Here is a 20,288-nt window from a genome sequence, read left to right as displayed (position 1 = left end):
GCGCGAAGGGTCACGAAAAACGAGCGAGTGTGATCTCTGTGGATAACTCGGTCGCGAACGCCGCGGCGGAGGCGCTGTGAATGGTACTCGCGCCGCAGCTCACCCGTTACTCGTCGAGCGCCAACTCCTGCGGCAGGGAGAACTCGCGGGCAGAGAGCTCCTCAATATTCACGTCCTTGAAGGTGAGCACGCGCACCGATTTCACAAACCGATCGGCGCGGTAGACGTCCCACACCCACACATCGGTCATCGACAGCTCGAAGTAGAAATCACTCCCAGCGTCTTGGCGCTGCAGATTCACCTCGTTAGCGAGGTAGAACCGGCGTTCGGTCTCCACGACATAGCGGAACTGGCTCGCGATATCTCGGTACTCGCGAAACAGCGACAGCTCGGCCTCGCGCTCATAGTCGTCCAGCTCGTCCTCGTTCATCTGCCCCATCCTACGCCGTCCGAGCCCTCACGATCGAGTCGCGACGCCGAGCGGCGCTCCCGCTCACCGCGGGGCACCAGACACGGGTTCGGGCGCGCAACACACGGAGCAAAATCGAGATTGACTTATTCGAACATATATTCGAATATTGCTGCATGAACCCCTCAGCGACAGTCCGCTCGCTGCAGCAGCGCATCACTCAAATGCAGCCACTGCGGCTCGATGATCGCGCGCTCCCCACCGCCGCTCCACTACGTCCGCTCTTGCCCGGCGGCGCACTCCGCATGGGCTCCAGCTATTCGGTCCACGGCTCACTCAGCCTCGCGCTCGCGCTGCTCACGGCGGCATCCGCCGCGGGCTCCTGGTGCGGCATTATCGGCATCCCCACATTTGGTGCGGAGGCCGCGGCAGCGCTCGGCATTGCACTCGACCGCTGCATACTGATCCCACACCCCGGGGCAGACACCTTCGGTCTCGCCGGGGCACTCAGTGAGGTCCTCACGGTTGTCCTCGTCCACGCCGCAGAGCGCCCCCGCCACGGCGACACCGAGCGCATTTCCGCGCGGCTGCGCGAGCACGGCTCAGCGCTCATCACCACAAGCAGCTGGCCCCACCCAGAAAGCTCGCTCCGCGTCACCGGGTCTCGCTGGTCTGGCCTCGGGCAGGGCGAGGGGATCCTGGGCGACCGAGAGCTCTCGGTGCAGTCCGAAGACCGTCGCGGCCAGCAGCAGCACCTCGTGCGCTTCACCGCGGGCGCGCTCGCGGCGACACCCACGGGAGCGGCTCCGCCTCTCGCTGCGACACCACCGCTCACTGCGACACCACCGCTCGCTCCGACGCCACCCGTGGCACTCGTGGCGACGCTGCCCGGGTCGCACAGGGCATCTTCGCCAGAGCCGCACGGGGCGGGGGAACTCTCATGAGCTCCGGCGAGCGGGCGCTCGTGTTCTGGGTCCCAGACTGGCCCGTTCACGCGTACGTCCACGACCAAGACGACGACACAGACCCCCTCCCGCCACCCATCGCGCTCGTCGCGAATCGGCGTGTCGTGGCCTGCTCCGCGGCAGCTCGCGAGGCGGGCGTGCGCGTCGGGCTCCGCGAACGCGAGGCCCAAATGCGCTGCCCGGACCTCGCGGTTCGTCCCCACGACCCGGAGATTGACGAGCGCAGATTTGCTCCGGTGCTCGCTGCTATCGAGCGTCTGATTCCTGGCATCGAGTCTCGGCGCCCGGGCCTGTGCGCCATGCGCGCGCGCGGGCCCGCCCGCTACTACGGCGGGGAGGAGCCCGCCGCCGCCGCGCTCCTCGCACTCGCGACCGAGCTCGACCTCACGGGGGTGCGAATCGGAATCGCCGACGGCATCTTCGCCGCGGAGCAAGCGGCTCGTGCCGCCGCGACCGCGCCGGGCCTCGCCGTCCCATGCGCCGGGATACGCATCGTCCCCGCTGGCGCATCCGCGGCGTTTCTCAGCCCGCTCCCCGTCGATCACGCAGCGCCGGGAGACTTCGCAGAGGTCTTGAGCGGGCTTGGCATTCGCACACTCGGGGCGCTGGCAGCGCTCCCCGAGGATGCGGTACGGCAACGGTTTGGGGCCGCCGGAGTCGCAGCGCACCGCCGAGCTACCGCAACGGGCCCCGTCCACGGCGCCGAGGTGCGGCCCCGCGCGCCGGTGCGTGAGTTTTCCGTGGATCTCAGCTTCGAACCCCCCATCGACACCGCCGAACAGCTCGCGTTCGCCTGCGCGACGCTCGCAGACCGGTTCATCTCGGGCCTAGCCGAGGAGCGCCTCGTGTGCACGGCGCTCCGCATCGAACTCACCGACGACATCTCTGTCCGCCACGAACGGGAGTGGGCGCACCCGCATCGTTTCACCGCGAGCGATACCGTCGGCCGCGTGCGGTGGCAAGCCGCGTCCATCTCACACGACGCTGAGCGTGGCGGGGCGGGCATCACCCGCGTCAGAATCACACCGACGCACACCGATCGGGCCGCAGCGCACGAACCGGGCCTCTGGAACACCGAGCCAGATGAGCGAGTGCACCACCACCTCAGTCGCGCCCAGAACCGCCTCGGGCACGCCGCCGTCGGCACCGCGCAGCTCTCTGGTGGGCGGCTCCTCGCATCCCGCCAAACCATGATCCCCTGGGGCACCTCCCGCACCCGCCCCGCGGACACCCGCGGGTCGGCGAGCGCGCCCTGGCCCGGCGCCCTCACCGGCCCCGTCCCGAGCCGAGTATTCGCTACGCCCTTGTCAGCCGCGCTCCTCGACGTCGAGGGCGTCGCGGTCAGCGTCGATGCAGAAGACCTCCTCACCGCGCTCCCCGCCCGGCTTCGCGTCTCGCACACTGAGTTCTCGGATCGAGTCGAAGGCTGGTCAGCCCCCTGGCCAGTTCGCGAACGCTGGTGGCAGGGCGCTCCCGAGCGATTCCGCCTCCAGCTGCGACTCGCCGACGGGGACGCCTGGCTGCTGTATTACGAACGCGGCGAGTGGTTCGCCGAGGGCCGCTACGACTGACCCACGACCGCGCGCCCAGCGGCGCGCAGCGCGAACGATGGCACACGACACACGACACGTGAAGGGAGAACGACCGTGGGATGGAACAATCCACCACTCACGTGGACCGATTTTGAACGTCGTCTCTCCGGGCGCGCGCAGAGACCTGCACCAGACACCACGGCCGGCGCACCCAGCGCGGAAGAGAGCGCCGGCACCGCACCCGTTCAGTTCACGCCAGCCCCCCGCGCCGCACACTTCACTCCCAGCCCCGACTCGCACGACGCCGAGCACGTTGAGTACGCCGAGCTCCACGCGCACTCCCACTTCAGTTTCCTCGACGGCGCTTCTGCTCCCGAAGCGCTCGTTGCCGAGGCAGCGCGGCTGCGCCTCTCCGGCCTCGCCATCACCGACCATGACGGGCTCTACGGTGCGGCGGTATTCGCCGCGGAGGCCGAGGCAGCGGAGCGTGCCGCTGCCGCGGCGGAGCACACGCCGCTGCTCACGGTCTACGGCGCCGAGCTCTCACTGGGTCTCGATGCCCCGCAGCTGGGGGCCACCGACCCGATGGGAACGCATCTCCTCGTCCTCGCGCGCGGTGCGCAGGGGTATCACCGCCTCGCCGGCGCGATCACCGAGGGCCAGCTCACCGGCGGGGTGAAGGGACGCCCCAGCTATGATCTCGAGGCGCTCGCCGCGCACGGTAAGGATGACTGGGCCGTTCTCACCGGATGCCGCAAGGGCGCCGTGCGGCGCGCGCTGGCCGCGGGGTCCACGCGAGCCGAGAGCGAGGCACTCGCCGGGGCAGAGCTCGATCGCCTCACCGCTCTCTTCGGGGTCGACAACGTCTACGTGGAGCTCACCAGCCACGGCCACCCCGGCGACGACACGCTCAACGCCCAGCTCGCCGCCCTCGCCCGAGAACGGCACCTCCCCACCCTCGTCACCGGAAACGTGCACTACGCCACCACCGCGCAGGCACCCCTGGCCGAAGCGATGGCGGCCGTGCGCGCCCGCCGCAGCCTCGACGAGCTCGACTCGCACCTCCCCGCCTCCGGCGGCGCACGCCTGCGCTCCGGGGCCGCGCAGCTGCGCCGCTTCGCTCGCTACCCAGACGCGGTGCACCGCACAGTTCCGCTCGCACGGGAACTCGCGTTCCCACTCCGCTCCGCACGCCCGAGCCTCCCGCGACTCCCCGTCCCCCACGGCCACACCCAGATGACCTGGCTCCGGCAGCTCGTGCGCGAGGGCGCCGAGCGCCGCTACGGCACACTCACCGAGGCGGTGCGGACCCGCCTCGAACGCGAGCTCGACGTCATCGAGCAGAAGGACTTTCCCGGCTACTTCCTCATTGTGTACGACCTCGTGCAGGAAGCTCGCAGACGGGGAATTCTGTGCCAGGGCCGCGGCTCGGCCGCGAACTCCGCGGTCTGTTACGTCCTCCAGATCACCGCCGTCGACTCGATCCGATACAACCTCCCGTTCGAGCGCTTCCTGTCGAGCATGCGCGACGAAGAACCCGACATCGACGTCGATTTCGACTCGGAGCGCCGCGAGGAGGTGATCCAGTACGTCTACGACACCTACGGCCGCCGCAACGCGGCACAGGTCGCAAACATCATCAGCTACCGCCCCAAGGCTGCAATCAGGGACGCCGCAAAGGCGCTCGGCTACGGTGCGGGGCAGCAGCGGGCGTGGACCAAGGCAATGGAGCGCTGGCGCGAGATCGACGAGGACCCAGACAGCCCGATCCCGCTCCCGGTCCAGCGCCTCGCGCAGGAGTTCCTGCGCGCCCCGCGGCACCTCGGCATCCACTCCGGCGGCATGGTCCTCACCGAACGCCCCGTCGGCGAGGTCTGCCCGATCGAACACGCGCGCATGGACCGCCGCACCGTCCTCCAGTGGGACAAAGAATCATGCGAAACCATGGGGCTCGTGAAGTTCGACATGCTGGGCCTCGGCATGCTCAGCGCCCTCCAGAAGACCATCGACATCATCGCCGCCGCCACGGGAGAGCAGTGGACCCTCGAAACCATCCCCAAGGAGGAGCCCGGCGTCTACGACATGCTCTGCCGCGCCGACGCAATCGGGGTGTTTCAGCTTGAGAGCCGGGCACAGCTCAACACGCTTCCCCGGCTTCGCCCACGAAGCTTCTACGACCTCGTCATCGAGATCGCGCTGATCCGCCCAGGCCCCATTCAGGGCGGCGCGGTGCACCCGTACCTGCGGCGGCGCAACGGGGCCGAACCCGTGACCTACCCGCACCCGAAGCTCGAGCCGGTGCTCGAGCGCACGCTCGGGGTCCCCCTGTTCCAGGAACAGCTCATGCACATGGCGATGGCCGTGGGCGATTGCACCGCCGAAGACGCAGACCTGCTCCGCCGCGCTATGGGCTCAAAGCGCGGCGAGGAGCGCATCGGTACGCTCCGCGACAAGCTCTTCGCGGGGATGGCCCGCAACGGGATCACGGGCGACGACGCCACACACCTCTACGAGCAGATCGAGGCGTTCGCGAGCTTCGGCTTCGCCGAGAGCCACTCGATCAGCTTCGCGCTCCTCGTCTACATCAGCTCCTGGTGCAAGCTGCACTACCCTGGGGCGTTCCTCGCGGGGCTCCTCCGTTCACAGCCGATGGGCTTTTACGCGCCGCGCACCCTCGTCGCGGACGCGCGCAGGCACGGGGTCGAGATCAGGCCCGTCGACGTGCAGCACTCCGGCGCGCACGCCGATCTCGAGGCGCTCACCGCGGCGGGCGCGGGCGGCACAGCTGCGGACAGCGCGGGCGCGGACAGCGCGGGCGCGGACAGCGCGGGCAGCGCGGGCAGCGCGGGCAGCGCGGGCGCGGACAGCGCGGGAGGCGCAGATTCGGACAGCGTGGACCCGGGCGGCCGCGCCGCCCTCGAGCCGCGGGCCAGGACGCAGCGGGCAGGGGGCACGTGCACCGCCGACGAGCCGGTGCGCGCACTCGCGCCGCACGAGGCGACCGAGCCGGTACCACCGTTCGATCCCGGCGCCCCCGACACGAGCGGCGCGCATCGTCGCGACAGCGGCTTCGCCGTGCGGCTCGGCCTGTCCGACGTCCGCGGCATCGAGACCGCGACCGCCGAGCGCATCGTCGCCGCACGCGCAGCCGGCCCGTTCCTCAGCATGGCCGACCTCGCCAGGCGCGCCGACCTCGACCGCACGCGACTCGAGGCACTCGCAACCGCTGGCGCGTGCGACAGCCTCGGCCTCGACCGCCGCGAGGCGCTGTGGGCCGCGGCACCGGCCTCAGACAACCGCGAGCGGTTCCTCCCGAACATCGCGGTGCACGTCCAGCCCCCGCTCCTGCCCGTGCTCACGGGGAGCGAGCAGACCGCGCTCGACCTGTGGAGCACCGGGATCGTCACGGGAGAGCACCCGCTTGCGCTCCTCCGCGACCAGCTCGACGCGCGCCGGGTGATCCGCTCCGACCGCACCAAAAGCACCCGCCCTGGAACCGTGATCACCGTCGCCGGGCTCGTCACCCATCGTCAGCGCCCCAGCACAGCCGGCGGCATCACATTCCTCACGCTCGAAGACGAGGCCGGCACCGTCAACATCGTCACCTTCGCACAGGTGTGGCAGCGCAACCGCCTCGTCGCGCGCTCCGCACCGGCGCTCATCGTCACCGGGCTCCTCGAGCGCTCCCCCGAGGGCGTCGTCAACGTCATCGCCGACACCTTCGAACCGCTCGCGGCCCCCGCGGGCGTCGGCTCCCGAGACTTCCACTAGCCACGCGCCGCATCATCATGCCACACGAATCCGTCACACTCATGAATCGCCGAAACCACTGCCACGACCCCCAGCTCACGCACTATGCTGGCGACGTGAACGTCTCAACGGCCCTGCTCACTGACCACTATGAACTCACGATGGTGGATGCAGCGCTGCACGCCGGCACAGCGCACCGCCAAAGCGTCTTCGAGCTCTTCGCGCGCCGCCTCTCCGGCGCACGCCGCTACGGCGTCGTCGCGGGAACCGGACGCCTCCTCGAAGCGATCGAGCGGTTCCGATTTGAAGACGCCGAGCTTGAGTTCTTACGCGCGGGGCGCGTCGTCACCGACACCACGCTCGACTGGCTCGCGAACTACCGCTTCAGCGGCAACGTGTGGGGCTACCCCGAGGGCGAAGTGTTCTTCCCGGGCTCCCCGCTCATCACCGTCGAAGCGAGCTTCGCCGAGGGCGTGCTCCTCGAAACGCTCGCCCTCAGCATCCTCAACGCAGATTCCGCCGTCGCAACCGCGGCATCGCGAATGAGCCACGCCGCCAACGGTAAGCCCCTCGCAGAAATGGGTTCCCGCCGCACGGGCGAGTACAGCGCCGTCGCCGCCGCACGCGCCGCATACATCGCCGGGTTCAGCGCCACCTCAAACCTCGAAGCGGGCCGCAGCCACGGGATCCCCACGATGGGCACCGCCGCGCACAGCTTCACGCTGCTCCACGACAGCGAACGCGAGGCGTTCGAGGCGCAGGTCGCCGCGCTCGGCGCAGACACCACGCTGCTCGTCGACACCTACGACATCGAGCAGGGCGTGCGCACCGCCGTCGAAGTCGCGGGGACCGGACTCGGCGCGGTCCGCATCGATTCCGGCGACCTGCCCATCGTCGTCGCCCGCGTACGCGCCCTCCTCGACGAGCTCGGTGCGACGCAAACCCGGATCACCGTCACCAACGACCTCGACGAGTACACCGTCGCCGCGCTCGCCGCGTCGCCGGTCGACAGCTTCGGCGTGGGCACCTCCGTGGTCGTCGGATCGGGCACCCCCACCATGGGGATGGTCTACAAGCTCGTCGCGCACGAAGACGACTCAGGGAACTGGGTGTCCGTCGCCAAGAAGTCCGCCGACAAGGCCTCCGTCGGCGGCCGCAAGAGCGTGCGCCGCCGCTACAACGCGCGGGGCGTCGCGAACGCCGAGCTCATCTTCCTCGGAGACGGCCCCGGCGGCATGGCCGAGGGCGAAGAGACCGCCGGCCGCGAGGTGCTCGTGCCGCTCGTGATCGACGGCGAGGTCCAGTCCGAGCACACCGGAGCGTCAGGGATCGCCGCCGCACGCGACCGCCACCAGCTCCGCGTGAAGGAACTCCCGCCCGTCGCAATGAGCCTGACCCGCGGCGACCCGGCGATTCCCACCGAGTACCGCTAACCAGACCGCACGCAGAACTGCCGTGGCCCCGCGAGAGCGCGGGGCCACGGCAGTTCTGCGTGCGGTGCAGTGTTTCGGCTACTTCTTCATGCGCTCGTAGACGCGCTTGCAGTCGGGGCAGACCGGGAACTTCTCGGGATCGCGCGAGGGGGTCCACTTCTTGCCGCAGAGTGCGCGCACGGGCTTACCGCTGAGCGCCGACTCCATAATCTTGTCCTTCGGCACGTAGTGCGAGAAGCGCTCGTGGTCGCCGTCCTCAATCTGTGCGTCTTCAAGCAGCTTCTCGAGCTCGCGGTCGAGCACATCAGTGCCGCCAGCTGGGCTCCCAGAACCGTCCGAGTCACCGCGTGTAAAGAATCCCATGACCCAATTCTAAACCCGTTCGGCGAATCCGCACAGCCCGGGTCCGCCGTCGGCGAACCGCGCCGCAGTCGGCCTAGTCGTAGACCTGCGTGACACCGATGAGCTCGGGACCGGACCGGTCGAAGATCCGCCCCCCAACAAACACGCCGAGCGCGAGCGCGAGGAGGCCGTAGCTCGCCCCGAACAGCAGCGCCCAAACATTTCCGGCAAACTCAACGTCGACAATCGCGGAGATCGAGAACCACACTGGGGGCACCGCGAGCACGAGCGTCACGACCATGGAGAGCGTCTGGGCAAGGCCAGATCCGGAACCCGACCACTGCGGTTGCACGAAGGGGCTGTCCCCCGGCCGAGTGGCCGGGTACGGCATGAGCACCGAGAAGACGCTCGCAACCGCGCTCGCGACGAGCAGCACGCCCAGGTTCATGCCGATCACCGCGGGCAACACGCGCCAGTCACCAGCGACCGTGACCGTGATGCTGGAGCCGATGAGCGCGAGCGGCACACCGAGCAGCAGCACGGGCGCGAGCCGACCGGCGCGGTCTGCGCCGCCCCTCGTGCCGCTGGCGACGTGTTCCCAGATGGCGGTTGAGTCCATGGCAACGTCGTTGTGCTGCGACCAGCCGAGCAGCAGCAGGATCACCGGGAGCGGCACGAGCGCGAGCGGACCAAGCGGAGCCCCGGCCACCCAGAAGGCGACGAGCATGACGATCGGCGCGATCGGGATCGCGAACAGGGCAACGCGGTAGCGGGGGTCGCGCGCCCAGTAGGTCAGCAGTCGCGCGGAGATCGCGGGGGCCGGGCGAGCCGGCAACCGCTCAAACCAGCCGAGGCCGCTGCGGGCCACTCCGACCTCGAGCGGCCGCTCCACGCGGCTCAGCGAAACGTTCACAACGATCGACCAGACCAGGAGCAGGACCGCAATCGCCGCAGCGAGGATCCCGAGGTGCAGCATCCCCGCCGCAGGGTCTGCCGCGGCGCCGAGCGCCGCGAACGGGGCACCGAACGGCGTCAGCGCCAGCACGTCGGCGAAGTCCGCAGCGGCGCCGAGGCCGTCAGTTCCGAGCGTCGCGGCAATCGCGAACACCGCGAGCGGCAGCGCAGCGACCAGGAGCACGGCACCGATGGTGCGCATGAGGCCCTCATATCGCTCACCCAGCAGCAGCTTCGAGAGCGCCGAGGTGACGCGCGCCGCGGTCACCGCGAACACCGCGACCAGCGCGAGCGTGACGGGGGCGAGCCAGCCGGGCTCAGCCCACTCGGGCCGGAGCACACGCAGCGCGATCAGCCACACGAGGAGCAGGAAGAACGGCCAGCTCACGACCGTTGTGGTGAGCAGCGCTGCGCCGACAGCCCCGGGGCGAGCCGGGAACTGCGCGAACTGCCGCGGTTCGAGGTGACCGCGGTTCGCGAAGAACGGCACGAAGAACACCGCCACGAGCACGATCGAGCCCAGGCAGACGTCGATGATCGCGCGCTCGGACGGCGCGTCGATCAGCCAGACCGGAAGCGCTGCGGCGAGCACCGCGAGCGCCGCGAGCAGCACGAACAGGATCGAGGTGCGCAGTCCCCTGCCGAACGATCCCCGAAACGCGCCGCCGAGCAGCGCTACTCGGATTCGGAGGAGCCGTGCAGCCATTCGAGGCCCTTCTGTGTGTCGCTCATGCCGGTGAGCTTCGTGAAGCGCTCCTCCAGGCTAAGTCCGTCGCGCACCGCGTCAACGGTGCCCTGGGCGATCACGCTGCCGTCGACGATGATCGACACGTGGTCGCAGACCCGCTGGATCAGGTCGAGGCTGTGGCTCGACATGACCACGCTGCCGCCGCCAGCGACATACTTCTCAAGAATCTCGGTGACGTTCGCCGCGGATACGGGGTCGATGGTTTCGAACGGCTCGTCGAGCACCAGCACCTCGGGCGCGTGGATCATTGCACACGCGAGCGCGATCTTCTTCTGCATGCCAGCCGAGTAGTCGGATACCAGCCGCCCGAGCGCCGATTCGAGGCCGAACGCGACCGCCAGCTCGGATGACCGCTGGGCGACCGCGGCAGCGTCCACCCCGTGCAGCACGCCCGAGTAATAGAGCAGCTGTGCGCCGGTGAGGCGATCGAAGAGCCGCAGGCGGTCGGGCAACGAACCAATGAGGCGCTTCGCGGCGGGCCCGTCGGTCCACACGTCAACACCGCTCACCGTCACGCGACCGGAGGTGGGGCGGAGCAGACCGCTGATCATCGAGAGCGTGGTGGTCTTTCCCGCGCCGTTGGGGCCGACGATGCCCGTGAACGAACCCGCGTGCACGTCAACCGAGACCTCGTTCGCTGCGATGAGCGAACCGTAGGTCTTCGTGAGCATCTCGGTGCGGAGCACAACCGGGTTCTGCTCCGCGATGCGGCCACGCTCGCGGGCGCGAACCACGGAGGGCACGGGCACCTGAATGCGGCCAGTGCGCGGGCTCGCGGACTGGGCCGGCGCTGCCTCGCGGGCGGGAGCCGCCTCGCGAGCGGGCGCCTCCTCGCGTGCGGGCACTGCCTCGCGTGCGGGCACTGCCTCGCGTGCGGGGGTCTCTGGCTGCGTGGGCGCGGAGACGGGCGGAACCGGCGCGGCGGCCTGGGCCGGCACCGCAGGCTGAGCCGGGACCGGCGCGGCCACCGGGGCGGCCGCGGGGGCCGCGGGCGCGGCGCTCGGCACCTCAGAGTGGGCGGGCGGCGCGGACGGTTCGGCGGGCGGCGCGGGGGGCACAGGAGGCACGGCGGGCGGCGGGACAGGAGCGCCGGCGGCGCGGCTCGGGCGAACGCGGGGTGCGCCGCTTGGCGCTGCGGCGGAATCCCCCTCGAAAACCGGGACGCTCGACGTCGAGCTCTCTTCTGGCTCGGAAGCGGGCACGGCGGAGGGGGTTACGGACGGCACGTCTCCAATTTATCAAATACTCGCGCGCCAGGCGCATGCGCGCCGAGAAACACAGAAACCGGCAGAATAGCGGTGTGACATTTGTTCCCAGACCACCGCGCTCGAATCCGTGGTCCTCCCTGTGGCTCCTTACCCGCCGTGATCTGAAGGTGCGGTACTCGACGTCGCTCCTCGGGTATCTCTGGTCGATCCTCGATCCCCTCCTGATGAGCCTGATCTACTGGTTCATCTTCACCCAGGTGTTCACCCGCTCGGTCGGTGAGACGCCATACATCGTCTTCCTCCTCACGGCGCTGCTGCCGTGGGTGTGGTTCAACGGCGCGGTCTCGGACTCCACGCGCGCATTTTTGCGCGACGTGCGGTTGGTCAGGTCGGTTGCGCTCCCCCACTGGATCTGGGTGGGCAGGATCGTGGCGTCGAAGGGCATCGAGTTTGTCCTGAGCCTGCCCGTGCTCGTCCTGTTTGCAGTGTTCTCAGGCGCGCAGGTGGGCTGGGAGCTCGTCTTCTTCCCGCTCGCCGTCGTGATGCTGGCCGCGCTGACCCTCGGGATCGGGCTGCTGGTCGCCCCGCTCGTGGTGTTCTTCCGCGACCTGGAGCGCGCCGTGAAGCTGATTCTTCGCGTCGCGTTCTACGCCTCACCCATCATCTACGGTGCGGCCGACCTGCCCGAGTTCGCGCAGCCGCTCGCCTGGTTGAACCCGCTCTCGGGCATCTTCGCGCTGTTCCGCGCGGGTTTCTTCCCGGACCAGCTTGACTGGGCCCTGGTCGCGGCGTCGGGCGGGATGACGCTCGTGTTCCTCGCCCTCGGCGTGTTCGTATTCAAACGCGCCATCGGTGGCGTTCTCAAGGAGCTGTAACGTGACGGATTCAGTGCAGGGCGACACGCAGACGGCGGCCGCGCTCATCTCAGCCGAGGGGCTCGGGGTGCGGTTCCGCCGCAACCGGGGCTCGCGCCGCAGCTTCAAGGACCTGTTCGCGGGCCGCGCGCGGCGCACGCGCCGGGGCGAGTTCTGGGCGCTGCGCGACGTCTCGTTTACCGTGCGCCCCGGCGAAGCGATCGGCGTGGTGGGCCGCAACGGGCAAGGCAAGTCGACGCTACTGAAGCTCGTCGCGCGCGTGCTGTTCCCCGATGAGGGCCGCGTCTCCGTGGGCGGTGGGGTCGCCCCGCTGATCGAGATCACCGGCGGCTTCGTTGGCGACCTCACCGTGCGCGACAATGTGCACCTCACCGCCGGCCTGCACGGGCTCACCAAGCGCGAAATCGCAGCTCGCTTCGACTCGATCATCGAGTTCGCGGGCGCCGCCGACGTGATCGACACCCCGTTCAAGCACCTGTCGAGCGGGATGAAGGTGCGCGTCGCGTTCTCGGTGATCTCGCAACTCGACGAGCCCGTGCTGCTCGTCGACGAGGTGCTCGCGGTGGGCGACAAGGCGTTCCGCGCGAAGTGCTACCGGCGGATCGACGAACTGCTCGCGGAGGGCAAGACCCTCTTCCTGGTATCGCACAACGAGCGAGACCTGCGGCGATTCTGCACGCGCGGCCTCTACCTCAACGGCGGCCGCCTCGTACTCGACGGCCCGATCGACGACGTGCTCGATCGCTACGCCGCAGACCACCCGGTCGATTAGGCGCCGGCTGCGGGCACGACTCCGAGAATCTCGCTAGCTGTCTGCTGCTTGGCGCGCGCGCCAGGCAGCAGCGCGCGCGAGCAGCTCGTCGATCGCCGCGTGGAAGCGCCGCGTGGGCGCCCCCGGCGAGGTGTCCCCGAAGTAGCGGGTTGACCACGTACCCAGGCGCTCGCGCGCGGCCTCGTCGCCGATCACTCGGTCGGTCACCGCCACGGCGTCGCCGAGTTCAGCGACGTCAAGCCACTCGCACACGCTCAGGTAGCCGCCCTCGTCCACCGCGGCCTCGGGCGCCGCGGGCCGGGTCACCATGAGCGGCTTGCCGGTCGCGAGCCGGTCGTAGACCATCGCTGAAATATCGCAGATCGCGAGGTCTGGAAGGCTGAGCTGCCAGCCGAGCACGGGCGACTCATCGTAGACGTGGTGCGCGCTCGGATCAGCGCGGTTCGCGTCCGCGATCGCCGCGATGATCCGCGCGTTTGCGGCCCCAAACTCGGGGTCCACCACGCCGCTGCGCGGGTGCGGGCGGTACACCACCCGGTGCCGGCCGGTACCAAGGAGCGCGGCGACGAGGCGCTCGCCGTGCGAAGCAACCGATCCGTAGCTCGCGGCGGGGCGGTCCCCCTCCCAGGTGGGCGCGTAGAACACGACAGTGCGGTCGTCCGGAATGAACGGCGGAGCGCCGCTCAGGTGATCGGTCTGCGGGCGGCCGATCGCGATCGTGCGCGTTTCGACGTCGAAATCCCACAGCGCCGCCGCGAGTCTTGCCTTCGCGGCGTCCCCGGCCACCAGCGCCAGGTCGTACGCCTTGTGCTGGTTGCTGGTCATGTACATCTTGTCGCTCTCGCCGTGGTTGACGAAGACGTGCCAGCGCTGGCCATAGCGCATCATCTGGAAGTTGCGGGTGTTCTGATTCACGTAGAGGATCACGTCGAGCTGCTGCTCGTCGATCACCCGCTCGAGGTCCGTGACCTTCGGCGCAAACGCGATATCGAGTCCGCTCTCGCGCATGAGCTGCCGCGCACCGGCCGCGTTGCGCGCGAGCACGAGCACGGGGCGCGTCTTCGAGAGCTCCTGCAGCGGCGCGTACCACTGGCGCATCTGGTAGATGTTCACGTCGCTATCGGCGAAGTACACGCCGACGCGGTAGTGCTGCTCCGGCACCGGGCCACGCTCCTCGAGCATGCTGCGCAGCTCAAAAAACGCGCGCCGCCCCTTCAGCACACGCTTCGCCAGACGGACCGCGCGCTTCGTATCCTTCGCCAGTTGCATCCCCCCAGAATAGCGCCGTCATCTCAGGATCTCCGTGACGGGTGTGGGAAGATCGGTTCGTGCAGCTCCCCCCTCTCGCCCCCGTACCCGCTGTGAGCTACGTGATGCCGGTGCTCAACGAGGCGGAGTTCCTGGAATCGGCGGTGCGCACGATCCTCGCCCAGGAGTACGCCGGCGAGCAGGAGATCGTGCTCGCGCTCGGGCCGTCCCGCGACGACAGCACGGCGATCGCCGAGCGGCTCGCGGCCGCCGACCCGCGCGTGCGGCTCGTGGCAAACCCCGAGCGCGACATCCCGAACGGGCTCAACCACGCGATCGCCGCGAGCACTCACCCCGTGATCATCCGCGTCGACGCACACTCGGAGCTCACCCCCGACTACACCGCGCGCGGCGTCGCTGCGCTGCAGCGCAGCGACGTGCCGGCGCTCGCAAACGTCGGGGGCATCATGCGCGCCGCGGGGCGGGGCGACGTGCAGCGCGCGATTGCTCGCTCGTACAACAGTCCGTTCGGGCTGGGCGGCGGCGCGTACCACGGCGACGGCACCCCCGGCCCGGCAGAGTCGGCGTACCTCGGCGTGTTTCGACGCGAGGCGGTCGATGCGGTGGGCGGGTACGATCCGACGATCCTGCGCGGCGAAGACTGGGAGCTGAACCTCCGAATCCGGCGCGCCGGCTTCACGGTGTGGTTCGATCCCGCGCTCAAGGTCACGTACTGGCCGCGGGCGAGCTTCGCGGATCTCTCGCGGCAGTTCTTCGCGACCGGCACCTGGCGCGCGGTGCTCGTGCGCCGCTACGGCCGCGCGAACCCGTGGCGTTTCTTCGCGCCGGGCGCGCTCGTGCTCGGCCTCGCCGTGAGCGCGATCGCGCTCGTGCTGCTCTGCGTCGGCGTGCTCCCCTGGGCCTCGGCGTGGCCGGTCCTCTTGGCGCCGGCGGCGCTCTACGCGCTCGGAATCCTCTTCGCAGTGGTGCGGATCCCCGAGCAGCGCGGGATCCGCGACCGGGTACTCACCGCGGTCACGCTCATCACCATGCACCTCAGCTGGGGCACCGGCTTCCTGCGCGGGATCACCCTCGGCGGCGGCCGCGTCGTGGACCGCTCGCGCGTGGCCTAGCAGCGCACTGTCCCCGCGCGCGGCTCGGGTGCGCGCGGTGCTCGGGCAGTCGCGGCGCGCATTCGGGCGCTACGCCCCCTCGGCCAGCAGCCCCGTGACTCGGTACGGGATCACCTCGCGCAAGAACAGGCTCGTGGAGGTGCGGTTGATGCCGGGGCAGAGCCGAATCTCCTCGCTCACCCGATAGAGGTCGTCGGGGTTCTTGGCGACCACCCGCAGCAGGAGGTCCGTGTTGCCGGCCGGGGCGAAGCACTCGAGTACCTCCGGGATGTTCGCGAGCGCTGTGATCGCCTCCGCGATGAGGTGCTGGTCGAGCTCCACCTGCACGCTCGCGCCGACCGGGCGGCCGAGCGCCGCAGGAGCGATCCGGGCGCTGTGCAGCCGGAGCGCGCCGGCAGCGGAGAGTTTTTCGAGCCGCGCCTGCACGGTGCCACGGGCGAGCCCGAGGCGGTGCGCGATCATCGCCGTCGGCATTCGCGCGTCGCCGTCAAGCTCGCGAAGGATGCGGCGGTCTGTTGCGTCGAGATTACTCATTTTGCACGCTTTCTGCGGGTTAGTTCCTGTAGATATTGATCATATTGCACAATCTAGATCAAGTCGCTTGCGCGATTCGGGCAGTCCTGGCTGAATACTTCTCAGGGACGCGGTCAGTGCGTCCGTATACTCAGCTAGACACCGCAATCGCCACACCCGGCGCACGCGGACGGACACGCCCCACAAGGGCACGCCCACCACAAGGAGAACGCCATGAGCGTCGCCCGTACCCACGAGCACCCCGCACACACCCGGGTCACCCCCACCCAGGTTCGGCCACGGATACGCATCGCACTGACCGCCCTGACCCTCTTCACGCTGCTGGTCAGCGCCAACCTCGCGACTCCCCTGTTTCCGCTCCTCGAACAGCGACTCGGGATCACCGCACTCGGCACGACACTCGCGTTCTCGAGCTACGTGCTCAGCCTGATCGTCGGCCTCCTCGTCTTCCGCCGCTTCGCCGACACCGTGAACCGGCGCACCGTCCTCGTGTCTGCGCTCGCGGTCACCGCGCTCGGCACCGCAGGGCTCGCGTTCGCCCCGGATCTCGGGTGGTTCTGCGTGACCCGCGCCGCGCAGGGCGCCGCGATCGCCTGCGCCACCGGCACCGCCTCGGCCGCGCTCCGCACGCTCCTTCCCGGCAGGCCGGCGCTCGTGGGACGCCTCACGCTGCTCGCAAGTTCCGGTGGCGTGGCGGCCGGCCCCGTCATCGGCGGGCTCCTCTCGCAGGGCGCCGCACCGCTCGTGACCCCGTTCATCTCGCTGGCGATCACGCTCGCCGCCCTCATCCCCGCGATTCTCCTGCTCGCCCCTCACGAGCTGTGCCGCCCGATCCGGCTCCCGGATCAGATCGCACTGGCCGACGCCCCGCCGCGAATCGCCCGCACCGACCGGCGCCGCGGGCGGCAGTCCCCCGCCGCGCTGCGCGCGTTCAGGGTCGCGGCGGCGACCGGCTTCCTCAGCTTCACCGTGTTCGGGTTCTGCCTCTCCCTGGCCCCCTCGCACTTCGCGAGCATCGTCCAGACCGATGCGCGGCCCCTCATCGGGCTGCTCGCCGCGCTCACGCTCGGCGCCTCGGCGCTCACCCAGCTGCTGCCGCTCTCCGGCGTCTGGCGGCTCCCCACGGGGCTCGGCACACTCGCCGTCGCGCTCGTCGGCGTGGCGGCGGCGGGCCCGCTCGGCAGCCCGGCGCTGCTGGTCACGGCGAGCCTGCTCGCCGGCGTGGGCCAGGGCGTCGCGTTCCAGGCGGCGTTCACCGCGGCCACCGCCGCGGTCGATCCGGCGCACCACGCGTCGACGGTCAGCGCGATCTACACCGTCACCTACCTGGGCAGCGCCGTGCCCGTGATCGCGCTCGGCTTCCTCACCGAGCGGCTGGGCCTGGGCTCGGCGGTCACCGCGTTCGCGCTCGCGACCGCGGCGGCCTGCGCCGTGCTCGCCGTGATCGCGCGGCAGCGGCGGGGCCTCGACGCGGCGGCCCCCACAGACGCGTCCGCGGGCGGCTCCACCAGCGCGCCCGCGGGCGTCTTACCCGCCACGCCCGTACCCGCGAGCGCCCCCACCCCCGCGAGCGCCCCCGCCCCCGCCTCCGCGAGCGCCCGAGTGTAGCCAAAGCGCCCCGTCACGGCACCGAAGGGGCACTTTGGCTCCACTCGGCGACGAAGAAGCCAGGACCCAGGACCCAGGCCCAGACCCAGGGCCCAGGACCCAGGCCCCAGACCCAGGCCCAGGCCCAGGCCCAGGCCCAGGCCCCGGCCCCGCGCGCGGACCCCGCTACTCGGCGAGCAGGTGGAGCGCCGCGCGATCCGATTCGTCGAGCAGTGGGCCGAAGCGGTCGGCCACGGCTCCGCGCGCGATCTTGCCCGCGGCAGCCGCGTCGCGTCGCTCGATCGCGTCGAACAGCCCGCGGTCGATCTCGGCGGAGGCGAGCTTGACCCGGTTGTCGTGGTGTTCCCCCTCGGCGTCACGCTGCATCATGCCGCGCAGCACGCCGGAGACGGCCTGGCCGCTCATCTCGAGGATCTGATTGCCGCTCGCCGCCCACACGGCCTCGTGAAATTCGAGGTCGGCGGACGCAAAGTCGGCGTCGTTCGTCTCGGCGGCGGCCCGCATCCGCTCCACCGCGGCGCGCATCCGCTCGAGCTGCTGCTCGGTGTGGCGCTGGGCGGCGAGCTTGGAGGCGGAGCCCTCGAGGATCACGCGGTACTGCACGAGCTCGGCGACGCTGAGCGCGTCGGTGCCGATCATGGTGCGGAACGAGCGGCCCAGCGTCTTCGACGAGGGGGCGAGCACGAGCGGGCCGCCGCGGGTGCCGGGCTTTGACTCGATGAGCCCCATCGACTGCAGCACCCGGAGCGCCTCGCGCACCGTGGGCCGACTGACGCTGAACTGGACCATGAGGTCGCGCTCGCTCGCGAGCTGAGAGCCGATCGGGATGTCTCCCGAGAGTATCGCCTGCTCGATTTGTTCGACGATGCGCTGATACGTGTGCACGGGCACCGCGGGCGAAAAGCTGTGGGTGTTCGTCAACTGAGGGTCTTTCCTACTGTTGGTGGACGCGATCACGCCGTCCCGCACCGGGCCGGAATTGCCCATCAGTCTAGTCCCCATCAAGTGGCCTTACCATGTATCCTGGTTCGAACCCGGCGATTCGGAATGATAGATCAAGGATGATTAGAAGAGCAGGTGCCACAGCACCGAACCGGTCACGGTGACACGCACACCCTCGCGTGTTCCGCCACAGAATGAACGAGCCGCGGCCCCAGCGCCAACGCCAGACCCCTCGAACAGGAAAGCAACGATGCGACGCAGGAATTCACTGACCCTCACCGCGGCGGTCATCGCGGCCGGCGCCCTCACCCTCGCGGGCTGCTCCGCGGGATCCGCGGGCAGCGGCGGCTCCGACTCCGGAACCACGCCGACCACCGCCACCATCGCGCTCACCGGCGCACCCGTGAACCTCGACTTCACCACCACCGCCGGATCAGCGATCCCGCAGGCAATGATGTCGAACGTGTACGAGGGCCTCGTGCAGCTCGATCAGGCCGGCGAGATCCAGCCGCTGCTCGCGAAGAGCTGGGAAATCAGCGACGACCGCAAGACGTACACGTTCACGCTGGAGGAGGGCGTCACGTTCTCGAACGGCGACGAGTTCACCGCCGACGATGTGAAGTTCAGCTTCGATCGCGTCAAGACCGACTGGGTGTCCAGCCTGAAGGCGAAGATGGACGTCGTGGAGAGCGTCGACGTGATCTCGGACACCGAGGTGGCCGTGACCCTCACGCAGCCCTCGAACGCGTGGCTGTTCAGCCTCGCCACGCCGGTGGGCGCGATCTTCTCCCCCGACGGCGTCGCGGACCTCGCGAACGAGCCCGTGGGCACCGGCCCCTACGCGGTCGAGACGTTCACCGCGAACGACAAGATCGTGCTCGACACCCGCGACGATTACTGGGGCGAGGCGCCCGGCGTCGAGTCCGTCACACTGAAGTACTTCGCAGACGCGACCGCCACCACGAACGCGCTCCGCACCGGCGACATCGACGCGATCGTCAACCTGCAGGCGCCCGAGCTGCTCGACACCTTCGAGGCGGACGACGCGTACACCGTGACCACCGGTACCTCGAGCGGTGAGGTCTCGCTGTCACTCAACAACAAGGCGGCCCCGTTCGACGACGTGCGCGTGCGCCAGGCCGTGCTCTTCGCACTCGACAAGCAGGCGATCCTCGACACCGCGTGGAACGGCTACGGCTCGCTCGTCGCCACCTACGCGACCCCGACGGACCCGTACTACGAGGACCTGAACGATAGGTACCCGTACGATCCCGAGAAGGCCAAGGAGCTCCTCAAGGAGGCCGGCCAGGAGAACCTCACGATCGAGTACACCGTGCCGACCCGCCCCTACGCGCAGGCAGTGTCCGAGATCGTCGTCTCGCAGCTGAAGGACGTCGGCATCACGGCGACCATCAAGAGCTCCGAGTTCCCCGCCGTGTGGCTCGACGAGGTCTTCACGAACCACAACTACCAGATGACCACGGTCCTGGCGACCGAGGCACGCGATCTGCTCACCGTGTTCAACGACCCGAACTACTACATCGGCTACGACAACACCACGATCGCGCCCATCGCGGCCGAGGCCGACGCCGCCGACGAGGCCGGGTACGTTACAGGGATGAAGCAGGTCGCCGAGCAGATCGTCGACGATGCCGCAACGGGCGTCCTCTTCCTGTTCCCCAACATCACGGTCGCGAAGGCCGAGCTGCAGGGCCTGCCGGAGAACGCCATCATCGAGGCGCTCAACCTGTCGCAGCTCAGCTGGAACTAACGAACCACTGAAACACCCGGGGCACTCCCCCGCCGCACCACGCGGGCGTGGGCCTATCCGGCCC

At 69.7% G+C, this 20,288-nt stretch carries 16 protein-coding genes; 9 read left to right on the top strand and 7 right to left on the bottom strand.

The genetic code is table 11. The features are described from left to right. Window positions 1–106 precede the first annotated feature (106 nt). Entirely contained in the window at window positions 107–430 is a 324-nt protein-coding gene (locus tag EV139_RS10335; protein ID WP_130454252.1) for a DUF2469 domain-containing protein, read from the bottom strand. A gap of 155 nt (window positions 431–585) precedes the next feature. Here EV139_RS10335 and EV139_RS10330 point away from each other — a divergent pair, with 155 nt between their 5' ends. The 4 genes from EV139_RS10330 (at window position 586) to EV139_RS10315 (ending at window position 8,089) form a co-directional block, all read left to right on the top strand. Next, the gene (locus EV139_RS10330) at window positions 586–1,353 is read left to right on the top strand and encodes a hypothetical protein (RefSeq protein ID WP_198677536.1); all 768 of its coding nucleotides are present in this window, start codon (window positions 586–588) and stop codon (window positions 1,351–1,353) included. After that, window positions 1,350–2,945 carry a DNA polymerase Y family protein gene (locus tag EV139_RS10325; RefSeq protein WP_130454251.1) on the top strand — a complete coding sequence of 532 codons (1,596 nt, stop codon included), beginning with the start codon at window positions 1,350–1,352 and terminating at the stop codon, window positions 2,943–2,945. Before EV139_RS10330 ends, EV139_RS10325 begins: the two co-directional genes overlap by 4 nt. A 75-nt stretch (window positions 2,946–3,020) precedes the next feature. Then, on the top strand, window positions 3,021–6,677 hold the full coding sequence (locus tag EV139_RS10320; RefSeq protein ID WP_130454250.1) for an error-prone DNA polymerase: 3,657 nt from the start codon (window positions 3,021–3,023) through the stop codon (window positions 6,675–6,677). A gap of 95 nt (window positions 6,678–6,772) precedes the next feature. Further along, window positions 6,773–8,089, top strand: coding sequence for a nicotinate phosphoribosyltransferase (locus tag EV139_RS10315; RefSeq protein ID WP_130454249.1), 1,317 nt, complete (start codon window positions 6,773–6,775; stop codon window positions 8,087–8,089). Between the two features lie 78 nt (window positions 8,090–8,167). On the opposite strand, the gene EV139_RS10310 is transcribed toward EV139_RS10315, so the two are convergent. From EV139_RS10310 to EV139_RS10300, 3 genes are all read right to left on the bottom strand, one after another. After that, the gene (locus EV139_RS10310) at window positions 8,168–8,452 is read right to left on the bottom strand and encodes a DUF3039 domain-containing protein (protein ID WP_130454248.1); all 285 of its coding nucleotides are present in this window, start codon (window positions 8,450–8,452) and stop codon (window positions 8,168–8,170) included. 73 nt (window positions 8,453–8,525) lie between these two features. Then, window positions 8,526–10,091: a hypothetical protein gene (locus EV139_RS10305; protein ID WP_130454247.1), complete on the bottom strand. Its 1,566-nt coding sequence runs from the start codon at window positions 10,089–10,091 to the stop codon at window positions 8,526–8,528. Beyond that, entirely contained in the window at window positions 10,061–11,140 is a 1,080-nt protein-coding gene (locus EV139_RS10300; protein ID WP_241989022.1) for an ABC transporter ATP-binding protein, read from the bottom strand. Before EV139_RS10300 ends, EV139_RS10305 begins: the two co-directional genes overlap by 31 nt. A gap of 293 nt (window positions 11,141–11,433) precedes the next feature. Here EV139_RS10300 and EV139_RS10295 point away from each other — a divergent pair, with 293 nt between their 5' ends. Both EV139_RS10295 and EV139_RS10290 read left to right on the top strand, forming a co-directional pair. After that, a complete protein-coding gene (locus tag EV139_RS10295) occupies window positions 11,434–12,216 on the top strand; it encodes an ABC transporter permease (RefSeq protein ID WP_241989021.1) in 783 nt (260 codons plus the stop codon). Between the two features lies 1 nt (window position 12,217). Further along, window positions 12,218–12,988: an ABC transporter ATP-binding protein gene (locus EV139_RS10290; protein WP_130454245.1), complete on the top strand. Its 771-nt coding sequence runs from the start codon at window positions 12,218–12,220 to the stop codon at window positions 12,986–12,988. Between the two features lie 33 nt (window positions 12,989–13,021). Here the strand turns inward: EV139_RS10290 and EV139_RS10285 are convergent, their stop codons facing one another. Then, on the bottom strand, window positions 13,022–14,257 hold the full coding sequence (locus tag EV139_RS10285) for a hypothetical protein (RefSeq protein ID WP_130454244.1): 1,236 nt from the start codon (window positions 14,255–14,257) through the stop codon (window positions 13,022–13,024). Window positions 14,258–14,316: 59 nt separating this feature from the next. Here EV139_RS10285 and EV139_RS10280 point away from each other — a divergent pair, with 59 nt between their 5' ends. Beyond that, window positions 14,317–15,369, top strand: a complete 1,053-nt coding sequence (locus EV139_RS10280; RefSeq protein ID WP_130454243.1) for a glycosyltransferase family 2 protein — start codon at window positions 14,317–14,319, stop codon at window positions 15,367–15,369. A 69-nt stretch (window positions 15,370–15,438) separates the two neighbouring features. Here EV139_RS10280 and EV139_RS10275 read toward each other — a convergent pair whose 3' ends face one another. Beyond that, window positions 15,439–15,903 (bottom strand): Lrp/AsnC family transcriptional regulator, encoded by a 465-nt coding sequence (locus EV139_RS10275; protein WP_130454242.1) that lies wholly within the window; start codon window positions 15,901–15,903, stop codon window positions 15,439–15,441. A gap of 213 nt (window positions 15,904–16,116) precedes the next feature. Here EV139_RS10275 and EV139_RS10270 point away from each other — a divergent pair, with 213 nt between their 5' ends. Further along, window positions 16,117–17,511, top strand: coding sequence for an MFS transporter (locus EV139_RS10270; protein WP_198677535.1), 1,395 nt, complete (start codon window positions 16,117–16,119; stop codon window positions 17,509–17,511). A gap of 165 nt (window positions 17,512–17,676) precedes the next feature. Here EV139_RS10270 and EV139_RS10265 read toward each other — a convergent pair whose 3' ends face one another. Further along, complete coding sequence (locus EV139_RS10265) at window positions 17,677–18,432, bottom strand: FadR/GntR family transcriptional regulator (RefSeq protein WP_130454241.1); 756 nt, start codon at window positions 18,430–18,432, stop codon at window positions 17,677–17,679. A gap of 271 nt (window positions 18,433–18,703) precedes the next feature. Between EV139_RS10265 and EV139_RS10260 the strand changes: the two genes are divergently transcribed. Next, window positions 18,704–20,224, top strand: a complete 1,521-nt coding sequence (locus EV139_RS10260; protein ID WP_130454240.1) for an ABC transporter substrate-binding protein — start codon at window positions 18,704–18,706, stop codon at window positions 20,222–20,224. Window positions 20,225–20,288: the final 64 nt, after the last annotated feature.

It is taken from the genome of Leucobacter luti, from assembly GCF_004217175.1.
Lineage (GTDB): Bacteria > Actinomycetota > Actinomycetes > Actinomycetales > Microbacteriaceae > Leucobacter > Leucobacter luti.
The sequence above is the reverse complement of the archived record's forward strand: the minus strand, read 5'-3'. Positions and strand labels throughout refer to the sequence as shown.